This window comes from Bacteroides sp. 41_26 (genome assembly GCF_949740115.1).
Classification (GTDB): domain Bacteria; phylum Bacteroidota; class Bacteroidia; order Bacteroidales; family Bacteroidaceae; genus Bacteroides; species Bacteroides nordii.
In genome coordinates, this window is sequence record NZ_CATJGZ010000098.1 from 1 (window position 1) to 19554 (window position 19554).

General features: G+C 44.5%; 18 protein-coding genes. 12 read left to right on the forward strand and 6 right to left on the reverse strand.

Annotation, left to right across the window (positions count from 1 at the left end; all coding sequences use genetic code 11):
* The first annotated feature begins 273 nt into the window (after positions 1 to 273).
* The 10 genes from hemW to QX565_RS15095 all read left to right on the forward strand — a co-directional run bounded on the left by hemW (position 274) and on the right by QX565_RS15095 (position 9735).
* Complete coding sequence (gene hemW, locus QX565_RS15050) at positions 274 to 1407, forward strand: radical SAM family heme chaperone HemW (protein WP_289293342.1); 1134 nt, start codon at positions 274 to 276, stop codon at positions 1405 to 1407.
* Between the two features lie 16 nt (positions 1408 to 1423).
* Positions 1424 to 1981, forward strand: coding sequence for an RNA polymerase sigma-70 factor (locus QX565_RS15055; RefSeq protein WP_289293319.1), 558 nt, complete (start codon positions 1424 to 1426; stop codon positions 1979 to 1981).
* An 89-nt stretch (positions 1982 to 2070) separates the two neighbouring features.
* Positions 2071 to 2496: a hypothetical protein gene (locus QX565_RS15060; protein ID WP_221649510.1), complete on the forward strand. Its 426-nt coding sequence runs from the start codon at positions 2071 to 2073 to the stop codon at positions 2494 to 2496.
* A 67-nt stretch (positions 2497 to 2563) separates the two neighbouring features.
* Positions 2564 to 3448 carry a FecR family protein gene (locus QX565_RS15065; RefSeq protein ID WP_289293320.1) on the forward strand — a complete coding sequence of 295 codons (885 nt, stop codon included), beginning with the start codon at positions 2564 to 2566 and terminating at the stop codon, positions 3446 to 3448.
* 210 nt (positions 3449 to 3658) lie between these two features.
* Positions 3659 to 6340 carry a TonB-dependent receptor gene (locus QX565_RS15070; RefSeq protein WP_289293321.1) on the forward strand — a complete coding sequence of 894 codons (2682 nt, stop codon included), beginning with the start codon at positions 3659 to 3661 and terminating at the stop codon, positions 6338 to 6340.
* A 5-nt stretch (positions 6341 to 6345) separates the two neighbouring features.
* Positions 6346 to 7401 carry a DUF4249 domain-containing protein gene (locus QX565_RS15075; RefSeq protein ID WP_289293323.1) on the forward strand — a complete coding sequence of 352 codons (1056 nt, stop codon included), beginning with the start codon at positions 6346 to 6348 and terminating at the stop codon, positions 7399 to 7401.
* A 5-nt stretch (positions 7402 to 7406) separates the two neighbouring features.
* Positions 7407 to 8210: a hypothetical protein gene (locus tag QX565_RS15080; protein ID WP_278598987.1), complete on the forward strand. Its 804-nt coding sequence runs from the start codon at positions 7407 to 7409 to the stop codon at positions 8208 to 8210.
* A gap of 37 nt (positions 8211 to 8247) precedes the next feature.
* Positions 8248 to 8532 (forward strand): LysO family transporter, encoded by a 285-nt coding sequence (locus QX565_RS15085; RefSeq protein ID WP_002562550.1) that lies wholly within the window; start codon positions 8248 to 8250, stop codon positions 8530 to 8532.
* Positions 8529 to 9131, forward strand: coding sequence for a LysO family transporter (locus tag QX565_RS15090; RefSeq protein ID WP_221649504.1), 603 nt, complete (start codon positions 8529 to 8531; stop codon positions 9129 to 9131). The genes QX565_RS15085 and QX565_RS15090 overlap by 4 nt, the downstream gene beginning before the upstream one ends.
* Positions 9132 to 9378: 247 nt before the next feature.
* Positions 9379 to 9735, forward strand: a complete 357-nt coding sequence (locus tag QX565_RS15095) for a hypothetical protein (RefSeq protein WP_221649503.1) — start codon at positions 9379 to 9381, stop codon at positions 9733 to 9735.
* 90 nt (positions 9736 to 9825) lie between these two features.
* Here the strand turns inward: QX565_RS15095 and QX565_RS15100 are convergent, their stop codons facing one another.
* Positions 9826 to 10878, reverse strand: coding sequence for a DUF2027 domain-containing protein (locus QX565_RS15100; protein WP_289293324.1), 1053 nt, complete (start codon positions 10876 to 10878; stop codon positions 9826 to 9828).
* An 80-nt stretch (positions 10879 to 10958) separates the two neighbouring features.
* Here QX565_RS15100 and QX565_RS15105 point away from each other — a divergent pair, with 80 nt between their 5' ends.
* Together QX565_RS15105 and QX565_RS15110 are read left to right on the forward strand one after the other, a co-directional pair.
* Positions 10959 to 12179 (forward strand): S-adenosylmethionine:tRNA ribosyltransferase-isomerase, encoded by a 1221-nt coding sequence (locus QX565_RS15105; protein ID WP_289293325.1) that lies wholly within the window; start codon positions 10959 to 10961, stop codon positions 12177 to 12179.
* Positions 12180 to 12199: 20 nt separating this feature from the next.
* Positions 12200 to 12709, forward strand: a complete 510-nt coding sequence (locus QX565_RS15110) for an NUDIX hydrolase (protein ID WP_221649500.1) — start codon at positions 12200 to 12202, stop codon at positions 12707 to 12709.
* A 3-nt stretch (positions 12710 to 12712) separates the two neighbouring features.
* On the opposite strand, the gene QX565_RS15115 is transcribed toward QX565_RS15110, so the two are convergent.
* The 5 genes from QX565_RS15115 to QX565_RS15135 all read right to left on the reverse strand — a co-directional run bounded on the left by QX565_RS15115 (position 12713) and on the right by QX565_RS15135 (position 19286).
* Complete coding sequence (locus QX565_RS15115; protein ID WP_025868051.1) at positions 12713 to 13255, reverse strand: glutathione peroxidase; 543 nt, start codon at positions 13253 to 13255, stop codon at positions 12713 to 12715.
* Positions 13256 to 13507: 252 nt separating this feature from the next.
* Positions 13508 to 15148 (reverse strand): PEGA domain-containing protein, encoded by a 1641-nt coding sequence (locus QX565_RS15120; protein ID WP_221649499.1) that lies wholly within the window; start codon positions 15146 to 15148, stop codon positions 13508 to 13510.
* 16 nt (positions 15149 to 15164) lie between these two features.
* Positions 15165 to 16637 carry a hypothetical protein gene (locus tag QX565_RS15125; protein ID WP_289293326.1) on the reverse strand — a complete coding sequence of 491 codons (1473 nt, stop codon included), beginning with the start codon at positions 16635 to 16637 and terminating at the stop codon, positions 15165 to 15167.
* Positions 16638 to 16666: 29 nt separating this feature from the next.
* Entirely contained in the window at positions 16667 to 18598 is a 1932-nt protein-coding gene (locus QX565_RS15130; RefSeq protein ID WP_289293327.1) for a hypothetical protein, read from the reverse strand.
* Between the two features lie 16 nt (positions 18599 to 18614).
* Positions 18615 to 19286, reverse strand: coding sequence for a hypothetical protein (locus QX565_RS15135; RefSeq protein WP_007486928.1), 672 nt, complete (start codon positions 19284 to 19286; stop codon positions 18615 to 18617).
* Between the last annotated feature and the right edge of the window lie 268 nt (positions 19287 to 19554).

The following is a 19554-nucleotide window of genomic DNA, read 5'->3' on the forward strand; positions in this document are numbered from 1 at the left end:
GAAACGCAGATGAACGCAGATTTTCGCAAAGGGAAATAACGATAAAATAAAGAACTACAGTTTTTTAATCTGCGTTCATCTGCGATCATCCGCGTTTCAATAAAGATTTAAAACTCTGAGCCCTCCGTGTCCTCTGTGGTGAACTGATTCATATCGGATCAGTTTTAAATCAATTCCACTAACAGGTATAGTAAATAGTTAAATCCTCACACACAATAACCACTTTATGAACCTAAAATCTTACTTTTGCGGACTAAACAACATAACCAGACTATGGCAGGTATCTACATTCATATTCCTTTTTGTAAAACCCGTTGTATCTACTGTGATTTCTATTCTACCACACGCAGTGAACTCAAAGAGAGATACATCCACGCCCTTTGCCGCGAATTGGAGATACGCCGGCAATACCTGCAAGGGGAACCCATAGAGACAATCTACTTTGGAGGCGGTACTCCATCGCAGCTTTCCGGAGAAGATTTTCAACAAGTTTTTGACACCATTGAAAAAACTTACGGAATAAAGCAGGTGCAAGAAATCACTTTAGAGGCCAATCCGGACGATCTCACTCCGCAATATGTGCAAACGCTTACCAAGTTGCCTTTCAACCGTATCAGTATGGGGTTGCAGACTTTCGACGAAGCGACCCTGCGCTTGCTCAACCGCCGGCACACAGCGGCACAAGCAATCACTGCCATAGAGCGTTGCCGGGAAGCTGGATTCCGGAATATCAGCATCGACCTCATCTACGGACTGCCCGGAGAAACGGCAGAACGCTGGGAACACGATCTGACACAGGCTATCGCACTGAACCCGGAACATATCTCTGCCTACCACCTGATCTATGAAGAGGGTACACCTATATATAAGATGTTGCAACAACACCGCGTCAGCGAAGTAGATGAGGAAAGCAGCGTATACTTCTTCTCCAGCCTCATTGACCGGCTCACGACAGCCGGGTATGAGCATTATGAGATATCCAACTTCTGCCGTCCGGGATACCATTCACGGCACAACACCTCGTATTGGCAGGGAATTCCTTATCTGGGTTGCGGCCCTTCGGCGCACTCATTCAACCGTCGTGAACGAGAATGGAACATAGCTTCCCTCAATAAATATCTCCAGGGAATTGAAAGCGGAGAACGGGCTTGCGAAACAGAGATTCTGGATACTACCACACGATACAATGAATGTATCATCACTTCCATACGTACCAGCCAGGGGCTTTCACTGACAAAGTTAAAAGAAGAGTTCGGTACAGAACTGTGGCAATATTGCCTCAACATGGCCGCCCATTCTATTAAAAACGGCATGCTGGAAGAGAGAGGAGACAATCTACGCCTCACCCGCAAAGGGATATTTATATCCGACAGTATCATGAGCGACTTACTTAAAGTAGAAGAATAAAACAAATACTCTCATCATGACCGAATCAGAAGTACGAAAACTACTACGGCAGATGAAGGAATGGAGTTCTCAAACTGCCTTCCGCCGTTTTTATGACCTGACGTACGACCGCCTGTTCCGCATTGCCTATTATTATGTGAAACGGGAAGAGTGGGCACAGGAGATTGTACTCGATGTGTTTCTAAAACTTTGGGAGCAACGCAGCACACTCCCTGAAGTGAGAAACATTGAAGACTATTGCTTTATCCTTGTCAAAAATGCATCCCTCAATTATCTGGAGAAGGAGATGAGACGGGATACCCTCACAAGCCATGAACTACCCGATGAAACAGAGGACTCTTCCCGTTCGCCAGAAGAAGAATTGATCAGCGAAGAGCTTTTTGCCCGTTATGTGAAAGCACTGGACCGCCTGCCTCAACGTTGCCGGGAAGTGTTTATACGCATACGCGAAGAGAAACAAAGTTATGCTCAGGTGGCAGAAGAATTGGGCATCAGCACCAAAACTGTAGACGCCCAGCTACAGAAAGCAACCGGACGCCTGAAAGAGATGATCATACGTGCCGAGATAGATTAACATTTATTTACCAGAACGGCATAGGGAATCCGTCAAAGACGCCTGTCTTTATGAGTGAATAATGTTTTTAATCAAAAATAGACTGACGTATGAAAAGATTCTATTCTCAGGCAGCCATGACACTGTTGGCAAGCCTCTTGTTGCTGGCATGCGACAACAAGAAAAAAGACTATCCTACAAACTATGTAGGGTTTGAGCGCTCAACACAAACCTACTATTACGACCCGGCCAATCAGGAAGAAACGTTGGAAGTAAAAGTAATTGCCGTTGACAAAAAGAAAGAAGACAGAGAAGTTAAACTAAACATTCACCAGTCCAACATACCAGGGATAGGTACGATTTATAAGCTGACCAACGACCGGCTGACTATAAAAGCCGGGAAGAAAGAAGCAAAGACAACCATCGTACTCTCTCCGAAGAAGGCTATCAGAGGGCAAGTCATCCAGATAAGCTGTACACCACTGTGGAAAGGTGGGCAAACATCCAAACTGGCTATTGAACTGATGCCCAAATAAAGGTGCTTCCCGCACGGGGAGGTGCGACAGGCGATGTTTAGGCATTGGCATATTATTCAAAAACAGAATGAAATATACAGAAACAGAAGCAGAGAAAATACTCGAAAAGCTCATAGCCTCTACCCGTTCTCCAAGAGGACGGTTTTCGGCAGAAGAGAGTTACAAATTGTTGGAAAGACGGCTGCCTGCCCTTAATAAACGCACCTTCGGGATGAGGGGCATGCAAATATTCTCAGCAGCGGCAGCAGTTATCTTACTTTGCGTGATGAGCTGGCTGGCATATGACTATATGGGTCCGGTGGACATGCAAACCGTCTCCACTTTTGCCGAATGCAGGAGCATACAGCTCCCGGACGGAACGAAGGTGACGCTCAACCACTTCTCTTCACTGACCTATCCGGAACGTTTTCGCGGAAAACGACGCGAGGTAACGCTAAATGGCGAAGGCTATTTTGAGGTAAGCAAGAATGCAAAACATCCGTTCATCGTACGGGCCGAAGCCATCAGAGTGCAGGTGTTGGGTACTCACTTCAACATAGAATCCTACCCCAATGATCCGGAAGTAAAAACAACTCTGTTTGAAGGGTCTGTAGCTGTAACCATTGCCAACAACCCGGAACGTATTATATTACACCCTAATGAAAGTGCTATATATAATAAGGAAAACGGAAGTCTGACCCTTGCAACACCCCAAAATGCTGCCGAAGAAATAGCCTGGCGAAGCGGATCATTCATTTTCAACCATCTGCCTCTACAACAAATCGTCCGGGAACTCAGTAATTCATTCGGAGTAGAAATAAAAATTGAAAATGAAGCATTGTACAACTACCACCTTACAGCACGATTCAGCAACGGAGAAAGCCTCGAAGAAATCCTGTATCTGCTACAGCAAGGAAGAGATTTTGAGTACAAACGAAACGATAAAGGTATAATTATCAATGCAAAGCAATAGCTGGAGTGCTTCCCGCACGGGGAGGTGCGACAAGCGATGATTTATTAAAACGCAGATGAACGCAGATTTTCGCAAAGGGAAACAAATAGATAATAAAGATCCACAGTCTTTTAATCTGCGTTTATGCGATCATCCGCGTTTCATCAAAGATTTAAACTCGGTGGAACTCTGTGTTACTCTGTGGTGAAATACATTCAAAACTGATCAATCATGAAACATATACATATATCTCTTATAAAAAGCCTGATGCTGATAGGCGGAGTGCTTCTTTTCGCATTACAGACACAGGCACAGAAAGCTGAAACAAAACTTTCGTTCAGCATTCGCAATGCCACACTGGAAGAGTTCGTCAAACGAATAGAAAACTCCACCGGTTTCTCTTTCATTTATGGAGAAGAAGTGAAGATTAACCACCGCATCACACTCGATGTCAAACAAAAAACAATACCGGAGATACTCGATCTGGCCTTTGCCAATGAACCCGTAAAATACCAGATAACCGGACGGCACATCCTTTTGCAAAAGAAAAAACAAAAACCTGTAAGCCGCAAGTTCACTATCAGCGGATATGTGACAGACGGAACGTCCTCCGAGACGTTGATTGGCGCTAACATCCTTGAGAGTCGTCAACAGCAAGGCACTACTACCAATCCTTACGGTTTTTATAGCATCACTTTACCCGCAGGAGAGACAGAACTAAGTTTTTCATATCTGGGATACACCACCCGACAGTACAAACTCGAATTGAGTAAAGACACTCTGATCAACGTTCTCATGCAAGACAACAACCAGCTGGAAGAGGTGGTCATTGTATCCGACAAAGCAGAAGCAGGCATAACCGCCACGCAAATGGGAGCCCAGGAAATACCTATTGCACAAATCAAGAATACTCCCAGTATTCTGGGAGAGGCCGATGTGATGAAAACCATTCAACTGATGCCTGGCGTACAGGCAGGTGTAGAAGGATCCGCCGGACTGTATGTACGTGGCGGCGGCCCGGACCAGAATCTTATCCTGCTGGACGGTGTACCGGTATACAATGTAGACCACCTGTTCGGTTTCTTCTCTGTTTTTACGCCGGAAGCAGTGAAAAAAGTAACACTTTTCAAGAGTTCCTTTCCCGCCCGCTTCGGTGGGCGGCTTTCGTCAGTGGTAGATGTGCGTAGCAATGACGGAGATATGAAGAAATATCACGGCACGCTCAGTGTAGGACTTCTTTCCAGCAAAATCCAGTTGGAAGGACCAATCATCCGGGACAAAACATCCTTTAATATTTCGGCACGCCGTTCTTATATAGATTTGATAGCGAAACCTTTCATGCCGAAAGATGATAAAATAAGCTATTACTTCTACGATATAAATGCTAAAATCAACCACCGGTTCTCAGACAGAAGCCGCCTGTTTCTGAACTTCTACAACGGAAAGGACAGTTATTATTTTAAAACAACGGATTCTTCTTCATCAATGTACAAAGACAAGATGTCACTCAACTGGGGAAACACTATCGCTACCGCCCGCTGGAACTATATATTCAACCAGAAACTATTCAGTAACACCACCGTAGCTTACAACAAGTACCGGATGGATGCTAACTCTACAGTATACACAAAAACAGATCTCATTGAAAGCACAAGTGAGAGTAATTACCACTCCAACTACCACTCGGGCATCTGCGACTGGAGTTACCTGATAGATTTCGACTATAACCCCACGCCTGCCCATCATATCAAATTTGGCGCAGGGTATCTCCATCACGATTTCCGCCCGGAAGTAGCTACCTCCAAAATACAGGAAAAGGAAGATGGAATAACCAAACAGGATACCCTCTACAACAGTATCTCCAACAGTACAATCCAGGCACACGAAGTATCTGCCTATATAGAAGATAATTTCGACATAGGTTCACGGCTACGTATGAATGTAGGGCTGCACTTATCGATGTTCCGGGTACAGAAGAGAAACTATTTCTCGGCTCAACCACGTGTTTCAGCCCGGTATCAGCTGACCAGACATACCGCCCTAAAAGCTTCTTATACAAAAATGAGCCAATACATACATCTGCTCTCCTCCACTCCCATCTCTATGCCCACAGATCTTTGGGTGCCTGTAACCAGCAAAATAAAACCGATGCAAGCCCACCAATATTCATTGGGAAGCTACTACACGGGACTTCCAGGCTGGGAATTTTCTGTAGAAGGATATTATAAACAGATGCGTAACGTACTGGAATACAAAGAAGGAGTCAGTTTCCTTGGCTCTTCTTCCGGATGGGAAAACAAAGTAGAGATGGGTAAAGGACGTTCCATGGGAATAGAGTTCATGGCACAGAAAACTACTGGAAAAACAACCGGCTGGATAGCCTACACACTGGCCAAAAGTGACCGGAAGTTTGCCGTAGGAGGTATCAACAACGGAGAACGGTTTCCCTATAAATACGACCGCCGCCACAACCTGAGCCTGGTGGTAAATCATAAGTTCAACAACCGGATTGATATAGGCGCTTCATGGATATTCTCTACAGGAGGCACAGCTACGATTGCCGAAGAAGTTACTGCCATCATCCGCCCGGGAGAGGATGCCATACAGCAAAAAGATTACATAGAGAAACGCAATAACTACAGATTGCCTGCCAGCCACCGGTTGAACATAGGAGTAAACTTCAACAAAAAGACCAAACATGGAGTACGCACCTGGAATATAAGCCTTTACAACGCTTACAATGCCATGAATCCAACAATGATATACAGTAATAACTCCGGAGGATATACCTCTTATATCAAAAACCAGGAAGATGGAAAGGTATATCTTCAATACATACCAGCCAAACGAAAGATCACCAAATTAACGTTATTACCCTGTGTTCCTTCAGTAACTTACACCTATAAATTTTGAGCATTATGACAACAAGATACATACTTCCACTTCTTATGCTAATAATATTCATCTGCAGTTGCGAAAACGAAATAGACTTCAATAAAGCCGCCCGTCCACCCAAACTGATAATGAACGCATTGATCAATGCCGACAGCACAAATAACATACTCTACCTGAATAAAACAGGGCAATATGTTATAAGCGACGTCACCAATGCCAGTGTAGAAGTGCGGGTAAACGATGTATTGGTGGAAACACCCCAAGCAATACCTATCCCCACCGGAGATTTTGTATCCTTACAGAAACGTTTCCTCATCACCACCAAATTTCATCCGGGAGACAAAGTACGTATTGATGCCCGCACCGGAGACGGAGAATTTCATGCCTGGGCAGAAGTAGTAGTGCCGCAACCACCAATGCCTATAGAAAAAGTAGATACCGCTACTGCTCTTGTCTGTGAATATGGTAACTATTACAACCGGTTGCTTCGCTACCGTATCACCTTCTCAGACCGTCCGGACGAAAAGAACTACTATCGTCTCGTTCTGGAACGTCGTTACACACTGTATGCAACCATGTACAGACGGGGTACAATAAGCGGCAGCCTGGCACTAAAAGATACAGTACTTACACAACAAAATTTCCGAATGCTCCCTCGTGAAGATGTAGTATTGACAGACGGACATCCCACCACCTCTGAAGATGATGAAAACGGCATGTTTGAACAAGCCCAGAACATATATGGAGTATTCGATGACAGCCGCTTCTCCGGACAGTCGTACACAATGACAGTGTATCCATCCGGCTCAGATAGCTGGCCCTATCTCTTTGAATCCCACGATGTCACGCGGAGAACACTAGATACTTACGTCCGGATACTTAGTATCAGTGAAACGGATTTCCAGTATTTAAAAGCACTGAATCTTAGCGAATCGGACTTTGCAGATGACGTAACCATGGAACCTGTCACTTTTGCCAGCAATGTTCATGGAGGACTTGGCATTGTAAGTATCAGTACAGAAACAAGTGTAAAAATCAACATATCCGATGAAGAATATGACCAATATAATCCTTATTAAAAGCCATGAAGACCATCTATCTATTACTCCTGACCAGCCTTCTCCTCTGTTCCTGCCGTAGTAGCCGGAGCATGCAGAAGGAGATAAACCCAATGAAGTCCGATCTGTTTTACGAACTTACCTCTCCCGCTTATCAGGGAGAAGCCAAACGAACCGTATATCTGGACTTTATTGACTACTCCAATCTGGACTACTATACCACAGTGAAAAAAAGAGGAGGATTTGCCGTTCCTCTACTCCTCTATATCTACGAAACCAACCGCTTCAACGTCCGCCTGGGTGAAGGCTCGCTGACACAAACTTATCGTGAATTTCTCACCGAAGCTTTGCTGACCGAATGTAATACTCCCGATTTCATCCTGAAACCATCTCCTGTGCGCCCCGTCAGGAAAAATGCACGCCGAATGCCCAGAGAGCTATTAGGAGACAGTATTCCAACTGCCCTACCCGACTCTGCATTAAGCCTGAAAGTGAAAATACTTCATAATGAAACCTACTCCGGAGTAAAACTGAAAGAAAGCAGTTACCTGTGGTTCGGTGGTGAATACATCACTTTCCCCAATCATCGTGCCAATGATGCCAATACCGACTTATCCATTGTTGTACGTTTATCAAGAGGAGACGATTGCCTGCTGGACAAAACCTATACCGTCCATTACCGGCAACAAGCCCCCGACCGTGGATACGAAAATTCCGTTCAGGCCAACGAAATTTGTCTGCGTACCATGACCGAATGTCTTTCAATAGCAACCAAAGAAATAGTAGAAAATATCTGTCAGGAATTAAACTTGATACTGGCTGCATCCTGAGAAAATAGTATCTTTGCAGCCTAATAATGTAAAAGATATGTTCACTATCATAGGAATAATGCTCACCGGGATGCTCACCGGCTATCTGCTACGCAGTAAAAAGCTTTCATGGATTCATAAAGTTATCACACTATTGATATGGTTACTGCTTTTTCTACTGGGCATTGATGTAGGAGGAAATGAAACCATCATCAAAGGATTGCATACCATCGGGCTGGAAGCCATCATTATCACACTGGGTGCTGTTGCAGGAAGTGTATTGGCGGCATGGGCATTGTGGTACTTTATATATATAAGGTATAGAAAGGAGATAAAACAATGAAAGGTAGTCTCATCATAGTCTCATTCTTCGTTGTGGGCACCCTTTGTGGCTTATACCACCTGATTCCATCTGATTTCATACATAGCAAACTAAGTTATTACGCCTTGTGCGCACTCATGTTTTGTGTAGGCGTCAGCATTGGCAATGATCCTAATACACTGAAAAGCTTCCGTTCGCTCAACCCACGACTGGTGTTTCTTCCCATCATGACCATATTAGGAACATTAGCTGGCTGTGCTGTAGTCAGTCTGTTCCTGAGCCATCGTTCACCGGCCGATTGTATGGCAGTAGGTGCAGGATTTGGTTATTACTCTCTTTCCAGTATCTTTATCACTGAATATAAAGGCCCGGAGTTAGGTACTATCGCACTCTTATCAAACATCATACGCGAAATTATCGCTCTGCTTTGTGCCCCATTATTAGTCAGATACTTTGGACGCCTCGCACCCATTTCTGCAGGTGGTGCCACAACAATGGATACTACCCTTCCGATCATAACCCGCTGCTGCGGAAAAGAATTTGTGATCGTTTCCATATTTCATGGTTTTATAGTAGACTTCAGCGTGCCCTTTCTCGTAACATTATTCTGTTCCGTGTAGGCAAACATATTACAATTAGATTACAAAATCTCCTCTATTTCACTCTTTTTATTAGCATATTCTTGATCTACATCAAGAAATGATGTTATATAGCATACTTTACTCCTCAACTTCTTTTATGTTCTAAAACATATCCTTATATTTGCATAGGTAAAAAGAAAGACTAAGCGCTTAAGTCGGTTTTCAATAGGTATTAGATTTAGTTTTAGGATTAGTTTTTAGGTATAACAATTAAAAAGTAGGTATTATGAAAAGATTAGGATTAACATTAGTGGCAGTACTCTGCCTGGCTGCGACTACTTTTGCAGCAGGAAACCAACCTACTACTGCAAAATGGGAAGGTAACATCAATGTAAATAAGTTAAGTCAATATTTGAATCTGAATTCAATGCAGAGCGAAGAGGTCTCTAATATCTGTGAATATTTCACAGAACAAATGAGCCGGGCTGCCTCAGCTAAAAAGAATAAGGAAGCAAAATTGCACAATGCAATTTACGGAAACTTGAAATTGATGAAAAGAACGCTCACAAATGAACAGTATAGCAAATATGCAGCATTACTGAACATTACCTTGAAAAATAAAGGTATCGAGCTGAACAAGTAAAATGATTATTATATAAATGTAAAAAGAGTGTCAACAGTTTTATCTGTCGGCACTCTTTTTTTTATCTATCTTCAGGTGCTGTTACCTTCATCACCGGATAGTCACCAATGTCGCCCCGAAACCATATTCCTGAAAGGAAGCATCCTGATAACGGCAGGTACTGTATTTACGTTTCAATTCGTCAAGCAAAGCTTTCCGGAGCACTCCATCACCCTTACCGTGAATGAAAACGATTTTCTGTTCGCGTTTACCCTTATACCTCTCCATTACCTCACGGAATTTATCCAGCTGATAATTCAAGATTTCACTGTTACTCATACCATGTGCATCATCCAACAATTCATTAATATGGAGATCTATTTCTATAATACCATTCGAGCTGCTACGTTTGACTATCGGTTGTGATCTGGGTTTCTCCACCTCTTTTTTCTGCAATAAAGCCACTTGAATATCTTCTGCAGAAACATAGACCTGTTTGACAGGCACATCATTCGTTACGATATCATACACCAGAGCCGGTTCTTCAAAGAAATCTGACTCGCGGAAAGTATGCAGTTTATAGAATTTCACCGTATCAATACGTAATTCCACACTAACGGCGGGTTTCATTGCAAAAGTCTTACCATCTTTAAAAGCAATGAATTGTACGGCAACACGTTCCATCTCATTCAACACATCTTTAGCAAAATCTTCCAGAAAGAGCTTTGTATTAGGATCTACTAACCCGTGTGAACGAACTTTCCATGCCTTTCCTTCGGCACTGAGGTATGTATAATAGAGATAGTAATTGCTATCATTCACCAGATAAGCCTCAAAAGAAGTACTGCTGATAGCTTTCACATCTTCGGGCACAAAAGCCAGCATCACATTAAGCATATCACCACCACGCGTTTCGGGTTGACGTTGCACCGCGGGCATCTCCGGTTTCATTGGCTTAGCCGGTTCTTCGGCTTTTGAGGGAGCAGGAGCTGCTTTTCTTTTCATATTATAATCGTCCGTATCAATCACCACACATTCACGCATCGGCATCGGGATATCAAACCCGTCTGCATCTTCTACCAAAACGATGTCTTTTCCCTGGAAACCTTTCACAATTCCTCCGCCTACTTCGCTGAGGAAACGTACTTTATCACCTATTTTCATCTTTATATTTACAATTTACCATTTACAATCTACAAATTAGGGCAAATATAGTTACTTTTGCGGTCGCAATGAAAGAAAAGATGAAAGAAAACCCAAAACATATCCGTATTAGCGAATACAACTATCCCTTGCCGGATGAACGTATTGCCAAATTCCCTCTCCCGGTGCGCGATCAATCCAAGCTACTTGTTTACCGTCGTGGCGAGGTTACAGAAGATGTCTTTACATCCCTTCCTGAATATCTGACAGAAGGTAGTCTGATGATATTCAATAATACGAAAGTCATCCAGGCCCGCCTGCATTTTCGTAAAGAAACAGGAGCACTGATAGAAGTATTTTGCCTTGAACCGATCCAGCCGAATGACTACGTATTAAACTTCCAGCAGACCCGGCATGCCGCATGGCTCTGCATGATTGGTAATCTGAAGAAATGGAAAGAGGGTGCATTACGTCGGGAAATGACTGTAAAAGGACATACACTTATGCTTACCGCTACACGTGGCGAATGTCATGGTACAAGCCATTGGATAAACTTCTCATGGGACAATCCGGAAGTTACTTTTGCTGATATTCTGGAAGTGTTCGGAGAATTACCGATCCCCCCATATCTGAACAGAGAGACACAGGAGAGTGATAAAGAGACTTACCAAACGGTATATTCAAAGATTAAAGGTTCTGTGGCCGCCCCAACAGCCGGGCTCCACTTCACACCGCGGGTACTGGATGCCCTTTGCGAAAAGGGTATAGACCTTGAAGAACTGACATTGCATGTGGGTGCCGGGACTTTCAAGCCGGTGAAAAGTGAAGAAATCGAGGGGCACGAGATGCATACGGAATACATATCCGTGTCACGCTCAACCATCAAAAAACTTATCGATCATAACGGTTGTGCCATCGCTGTAGGAACCACTTCTGTGCGAACTTTAGAAAGTCTATACCACATCGGAGTGACATTGGCTGCCAACCCACGAGCTACGGAAGAAGAACTGCACGTGCGACAGTGGCAACCTTATGAAAAGTATGATGAGATTCCGTCAACAGTTGCCCTGCAAAAGATTTTAGGATATTTAGATCGCAACGGTATGGAAGCTCTGCACACCAGTACTCAAATCATTATTGCACCCGGATACAACTATAAGATAGTAAAAGCAATGGTCACCAACTTCCACCAACCACAAAGCACACTGTTGTTGTTGGTTTCGGCTTTTGTAAAAGGAAACTGGCGGACGATTTATGACTATGCCCTGGATCATGACTTCCGTTTCCTTAGTTACGGAGATTCATCGTTACTGATACCCTGAAAAAGTTAATTCATTTAATCATGCAAAACGATAATAATGAAGAGATGTTTCCCATCGTTGATGAGGAAGGAAATATCACCGGAGCCGCTACCCGCGGCGAGTGCCACAGTGGAAGTAAACTGCTTCATCCGGTAGTGCACCTGCACGTATTCAATAGTAAAGGAGATTTGTACTTACAGAAACGCCCCAAATGGAAGGATATCCAACCGGGCAAGTGGGATACGGCCGTAGGTGGCCATGTAGATTTGGGCGAAAGCGTAGAAATAGCACTGAAACGCGAGGTTCGGGAAGAGTTAGGCATTACAGATTTTATACCGGAACACCTGACCTGTTATGTTTTTGAATCCGCCCGCGAACGCGAACTGGTTTTTGTGTACAAAACGGTATACGACGGAGACATCCACCCCAGCGATGAGCTGGATGGCGGACGCTTCTGGACCTTAGAAGAGATAAAAGAGCATATAGGAAAAGGGATATTTACTCCTAACTTTGAAGGAGAATTCAAGCGCGTCTCTTTCGACAAGTTATGATCGTTATTTCTTTTCTATCCACTGAACGATAGTTTCTGAGAACGGACTTTTTTTAGGAGGCACCATTCCTACCCAATTTCCGTTCTCATCAATCATAAACTTCTGAAAATTCCATTGCACGGGGGCATCTTGCACTCCGTTCAGTTTCTTTTCTGTCAACCATTGATAGAGGGGAGCTATGTTTTTACCTTTCACTGAGATCTTCGCCATCATCGGAAAGGTGACATCATAGTTCAGCGTACAGAATGTAGCAATCTCTTCATTAGTTCCCGGTTCCTGCCCCATAAAGTTATTGGCAGGAAAGCCGATGATAACAAAGCCATCGTCTTTATATTGATCGTATAACTCCTGTAGCTCTGCATATTGCGGGGTGAGTCCGCACTTTGAAGCAACATTTACGACCAGAACTTTTTTCCCTTTCAGTTGAGAGAGATTATAGGGTTTACCATCAATAGTGGTTACGGCGAAGTCATAGAAAGAGTTGCTCTGCGCAGCGGCAGCGATTGAAAGTACAAGAGCTACGATGAGGGAAGAAATGGTTTTCATACTTGTTTCTATTTGTGCTTTCCACACCGGAAGTTATGCTAAACGACAATAACGACTATCAGTGGAAAGCGAATGTTAGGACTTAGTTGATAATACTGTGAATCGGTTCACCACAGAGGACGCAAAGGGCACAGAGTTATTATCTGATTGATTTAAAAACAATTAAAGTTCTGTGCTCTCTACTTCCTCTATGGCGAACCAATTCACAGTAATAACAAATAACATAGGTACAAAGTTGCAACAATTCGCTATTTAGAATGCATAAGAAAGTCCTAAAGAGAGTTTTAACAGGCTACCTCCGTCACCTTCGATTACTACAACATTTCCTCCATAAGAGCATTGGAATTCAAGTAGGAACTTTTTCAGCTGCACATTGCAACCGACCTCTCCAAGCAATGACAATTGACCACAATAGTAATCAAGGCTCCCTGTGGAGCCACCAGAGTAACCACTTGTGAAACTCATTTCATCATAATTAAGCCCTATTCCTGCCGAAAGGTTAAAGATTTTACTGGCGCGCCAGTTCAAATGAGCAGGAACATAAAAGGCATGTTGGTCTGCTTCACCCGACATAAGATTAACTCCTGTAGAGTATTCATAAAAGGCACCAGTATATAGTCCTAATTTTGATTTACCAAAGTTCGTTCGTGCCCGTACACCAACCTGACACCCTATTGTACTAAAATCGACTAAATTCTTATATACGGCCGCTGCCGATATTCCTATAACCCACTTTCTATCTACATTATTCCAATAGTGTTTTTGCCCCAAAGAACTATCCGCTGTATGCAGCTCTTTACTTCTCTTTGCTTTTGTCACTCCATCAGGCAATTCAATAGAGCAGATAGAAGATGTCCTATCTCCTACTTTAAACCTCTTACTATTAGACCGCCCCATATAAGACACACTAATATCGTGCATTCCATAAGGAAGATTCACCGTATAAGGGGTTTTGCAGTTATCCAGCCGTTCGTTATTAATGTCGATGTCTGCTTCTACATTTTCTCCACCATATTTGGCAAAGATAGCTACCGCTTTCTTCTCTTTCATGGAGAAATTATGAGACATACGGCTATGCTCGTTAACATTCAGTTGCAACGTATCCCGGATATTTCCTTGTACAGCTACCAGTGTATGCGGTCCGTAGGAAAGAATGACACTGGCACGCGGTAATCTTCCATAAGGCTTGCCATCTACTTCAAGCAAAGTTCCTTCCAGTTCACTGCTTAGGCTCATAGAGTGTGTTTTACGCATATCGTAATCAAAATAAGCACGTTCGTCGGAAACATTGATCTCTTCTTCTTTTGTCAACCCATCCAGCGTTAACGTTACTGTGTGTTTTCCATAAGTCGCTTGTTTCTTTTCGCAGGGGGTTACTCCCACATATTCGCCATCGAGCATCACCGTAGCCCCTCCGGGTATACTATTGAATGAGATGTCCTGCATCTTTTCATTCTCTAACACAATCTCGTATATCTTCTTCTCTTCCAATTTGAAAGGTCCTACTTTGCAGGCACCATGCCCGGGATTGTTGAAAGTGATTTCAATCAGATCGCCGGCTGTGACGTATAGCCAATAGGCTTCGGGATGTTTGTCTGCCGCAGGAAATTCCTCCGCAGCTTTATTGCATCCTGCACTGAAGTAGGTGACAAATTTCCGGCTCTCTTCAGGGAGCATATTGCGGAATTTCACAATGAGCAGGGCAGCCGGAGAGCCGTTGTCGTCCATCGGCCATTGAGCCTTTAGATACTCATAGGTTACATCTCCTTTACCCATATCCCCGTTTTTTGCCTGAAAGCTCAAGCAACGGAAAGAACCGGGCACATACTTCAACTGTGCGGATGCACTCACTGCTGCAATCATCAGCAACAACCCCATTATTAACTTCTTCATATTCTTCTATGTTTGTTTATATTCTTACTACGGTACATTTCTCTTCTTTGAATTGTGGCATGGCCTCTCCTACGCGTGCATTGATATACGTCGGATCACACACCACATATTTGGTTCCGTCAACCGTCAGATAGTCTCCTTTCACATCCGATTTGAACCGGACAGCCGTAGCCAAATGCCCCGGATAATGCAGCAGAACGACATCAAGTCCCATCAATTCACTCACTAAAATTGAAAAGAGGATGGCTCTGTCCTCACAGTCACTGGATGGATAAAAGATCGTTTCATCTCCAAAAAGAGGGCGTTCATATCCAAACTGCTCTTCGTCCGTTGCGTATTTAAAAGCTGTCTGCACCAGATTCAGGATCCGGTTCGCTATTTCAGACTCTGATCTTCCTGAAAACTCTTTCTTCAAGGCCGGATACAGATCCTTTTTCACCTCTTCGCTCAACGAGGCCCGCGCATACGTATCCCAGTTGCTATTGAGCGGATAGGTGTTATAGAAGTCTATCAGGTTTTTATTGGTTCGTACATCTACCTTTATCATCGGATAGGCCTCGGAGGTCAGCATACGCTGTCCGGTAAGGTGAACTGCCAACCGGGGTTTCTCATTGATGGCAACAGAGAACAGTTGCTCTTTTGGAAAAGCATGGTCGAAGACAAAGACATCTTCTTTCACAGACGAGTCAATAAGGTAATACTTCACTCCTCCCATACGCAGGAAACCATACCGGTAAATATCAGATTCGGAAGGTAACAGCAATACTAACTTCTTATCCATAGAACGTGCTATGCGCACTTTATATCCCGATTGCGTAAGAATGAACATCTGCATGACAACTGCTTCATTGGATTTTGCCGAACCAAAATAGCTCTCCGTCAATTGCTGTAACAGTTTCACGTATGCCCAATCACACAAAGCGAGTTGTTGCCGAAGCTCGAGACAGTCATTTACAAGCACATTATAATCGCTTGCCGACAAGCGTTTCCAGGCATTGGCTACCGCTTTCTCGTCCGCTGACGACAACGTATACTTTTGCCCGGCAGACAGGTGTACTTTGCAGGGTGTATGATAGAAAGCGAATGAAAACAGTTCTCCCGTTAACTTTTCGGGCAGGGGAATGGGCTCTACCGGTTCAGGAGCAGGGCGCGGAGCGGGCAATGACACTACCTCCGCATAAGGCAATTCCCGAGGCGGAATAGTACCGGTTTCGGGTTTCTTCACCTGAGGCTTTGGCGGCTCCGGCCTCACCGGAACCGGATCGGGAGGCAGCACTTCCGCCGCTTGCCAGGGTTCCTGCATGAATTTCCCGTATTCGGCATTTGCCCGGTCACGGAAGTTTGTATATTCTTCCCGGGCCTCCCGGGCAAATCCCTGATATTCGCTTTGGACCTGCTTCCGGTATTCATCGAGTGAATCCTGGGCACAGGCAGCAGTAGCCATGCAAAACACAATCAAAAGTTGCGACAATCGTTTTATTTTTATCATCCTTCTATAAACGGTTCGGCGGTTTATCATCAGTTTCCTCCCAGACGGAAGCGGTTAAGAAATTTATCGAGCGATGCATCATCACTTTTCTCCGGAATCCAGGCACGGACACGTATCATGGGGTATTCTCCCCGCATATCGAGCATTAACATCAGATAGCCCGTATCGGCATAGTTGTCCGAGAAATAGCTCTGTTTTATCTGAATACCGTAGGACTCTCCGTCAATCACCCCATTGGTATTTATCTTCTTGATGGCATTGTCTTCAAACACGAGATGGATAAAGTCTTTACTGGCAAAACTCCGTTGCAGTTTGTCAATATATTCTCCTTTGGTATAGCGATTGTAGCGCACAGTGGGAGCTTTACCGCCCGGCAAGGGATCGGCTCCTTCCTGAAAGAATCCCTTACCTACCGCCTGGCATACCACACCGGTGATGATAATGGCATCGTCCGAGAAGATGCTTTTTATGTAATCAATCCGCTTCAGGGCATAAGCCGTCTGATAATCTTCCATAAAGCTCATAATGGCATACCGGGAGGCTTCGCCCCATTTGGAGGCAGCTTTGAAGATGTCGTCTTCGGCGCGTTTGGTAAGTGTGAAGGCTACAGAAGCAATCTTATGTTCTTTGTTGAACCGGAAGGCGACATCTTCCATAAAGGAGTTGCCACGCCCTTTGAACTTGAAGTTCAGTGGCAGCGACTTACCTATTATATAAGGGCCGCCACTATCATAAAAGGTATATACAGGTTCTCCCACTACGGATACGTTGCCGATACTCAACATCTGGTCAAACAGTTCATAGCCTTCGGAAGTAAAAAGCGCCCGTACTTCGCCGAGGGTCCCGTTCCGTACAGCCGTTTCTACCTGTTTCATGATACCTGCAAAGTCGGCACTGTTTGCCAATGGTTTCAGTTTGAGGCGCACCACGTCCGGTGCCACGATGGGAGGGGCAATGGAGGCTACAGCAGCTTTGGAGGCGGCATTCACCCGGGCCTCCAACATTCTGACCTGTGCCGAAACAACCGGCTTGTTCTTATCGTCTTTCACCGGCAGGCTGACGGAGGCATTAGGGAAGTTCTGCGGATCGACCGTCTCCAACACTGCCCGCAGTTCGGGGTCGAAGTTCTTTGCCTGGTTCTCGAACTTATAGTCGTAACGCAAACGCAGTTCGCGTTGGGGCAGACGTTCGAAGTTGAGTATCGCCATGCCTTTGTGAACTTTGCACGGACCTACGTAGCGTTCGCCGTTGAAGTAGTGGAAGTCCAGATCGGACACTTCCTGATCCATGTATGAGAAGTGCAGGCAGAGGTCATACCGGTCAATGGGATTATCGGTTTCCGTACACTCCCCTATCCCGACTTTGAGCGTATTGAAGATATTGTTTATTTTAGTATCCAGCCACACTTTCAGATTGGTACGTTTCCCATCTATCTCTTGATACACAGATTTAGGATGGGCTATGAGCAGGGTCAGTGCCCAGTTATAATAACGCAAGGCCACATCAATCTGCAACCTCTTCTCTCCCTCCATGCCCGATGCAATGAAGTCGAGTATCTTGTTTTCGCGTTCCTTGAAGATCCCTTCGAGTTCGGCCACCTTTACATAACGAAGCACACAGACTTCATCGGGATTGCTTTCGTCGATAATCTGCCCTACGTTGGGTAAAGTCCCAAAAGAGAAGGAACGCACCCGGCTGTCAATGTTGCGTTGGTAATCGGTTTGGTCTCCGCTGTCAATCTGTGATTCGCTCTCGGAGAACGAGGCACTGACGGATACGGAGATCTGGCTGACCAGGTTTTCGAGTGCTGCACGGTCTGCCTCTTCGTAGGAAGAAGCACAGGCTTTGCCGCACTTGTAAGACGAATCGTCCTGATAGCGCTTCATCTTTTCGGAAACACTCTGCCCTTTCACTGCTACAGGTAGCCAGCAAATGATCAGTACATAGAGAAGATACTTCATGAATAGGGGCTTTGAGTTAGTTGGCAGGAGTCTCTTTCTTGAATCCGTCTTTGATAAACTTTGACATGCTGTCCGCCACCTCCTGTGACAGTTTGGCTTCGGCCGCCGCATGCTGCAAAGCTTTGATGCGTGCCTGAGAAGCCCTGTCTGCATCCAGCCAGAAGTAAACACGTACTTCATACTTTCCGTCTTTCATGGGGCGGTAGATGGTATATGACTGACGCAGATCGCCGTCAAACTCCTGCATCACCATGGTTTCATAGGTGGCCACAAAAGCTTCTGCCTGTTCATCGGAGATGGACTTTGAAGAGTCGTTGATACGTCCTTTTACAATGGCTTTGTTCATGTCGGCATATTGGGTACGTGCATCCGAACGTGCCATACGCCCTCCCAATGTGATGTTTTTCACGGCTTGTGCGTTTCCTACATATTCTTCGCCTGTGCCACCATAATTATCAGTTTTCAGCAGATGATGCATGATAATGATCTCCAGCGGTTCTGCACTGTCCGTCATCCATCCTTCTTTCTTTAAAGCCTTGGCTCTTGCTTTTCCGGCTTTCTCCGCTGCTTTGGTTTGTGCTTTGGTGGGCACCTGGGTTTGTGCCTGGGCTTGTGCATAGGCAGGCATCGCGCCACATGTGACAATAGCAAACATCCATGTTGCCAACAAAAACTGAATCTTCCTCATAGGTCTTTTGTCTGTTTTTATCCTCCGTGAATTTCCCGGAAAAGAGGTAATCCTTAACTATAAGCGGGGAAACTATATACCCTCAAAAAGAGGTATATCGCTCTGTTTTGCATGTATTATATACTTACAGCAAAAGTACTACATAAGACCTGAAAAGAGAAAGGGATTGATAACGTTTTTTAGCGTCTGTTTAAATTGGTGTTTATTTGGTAGAAAAAGGTGTTTATTTGGTAAAATAAGGCACATGAAAATAATACGGCCATTATCT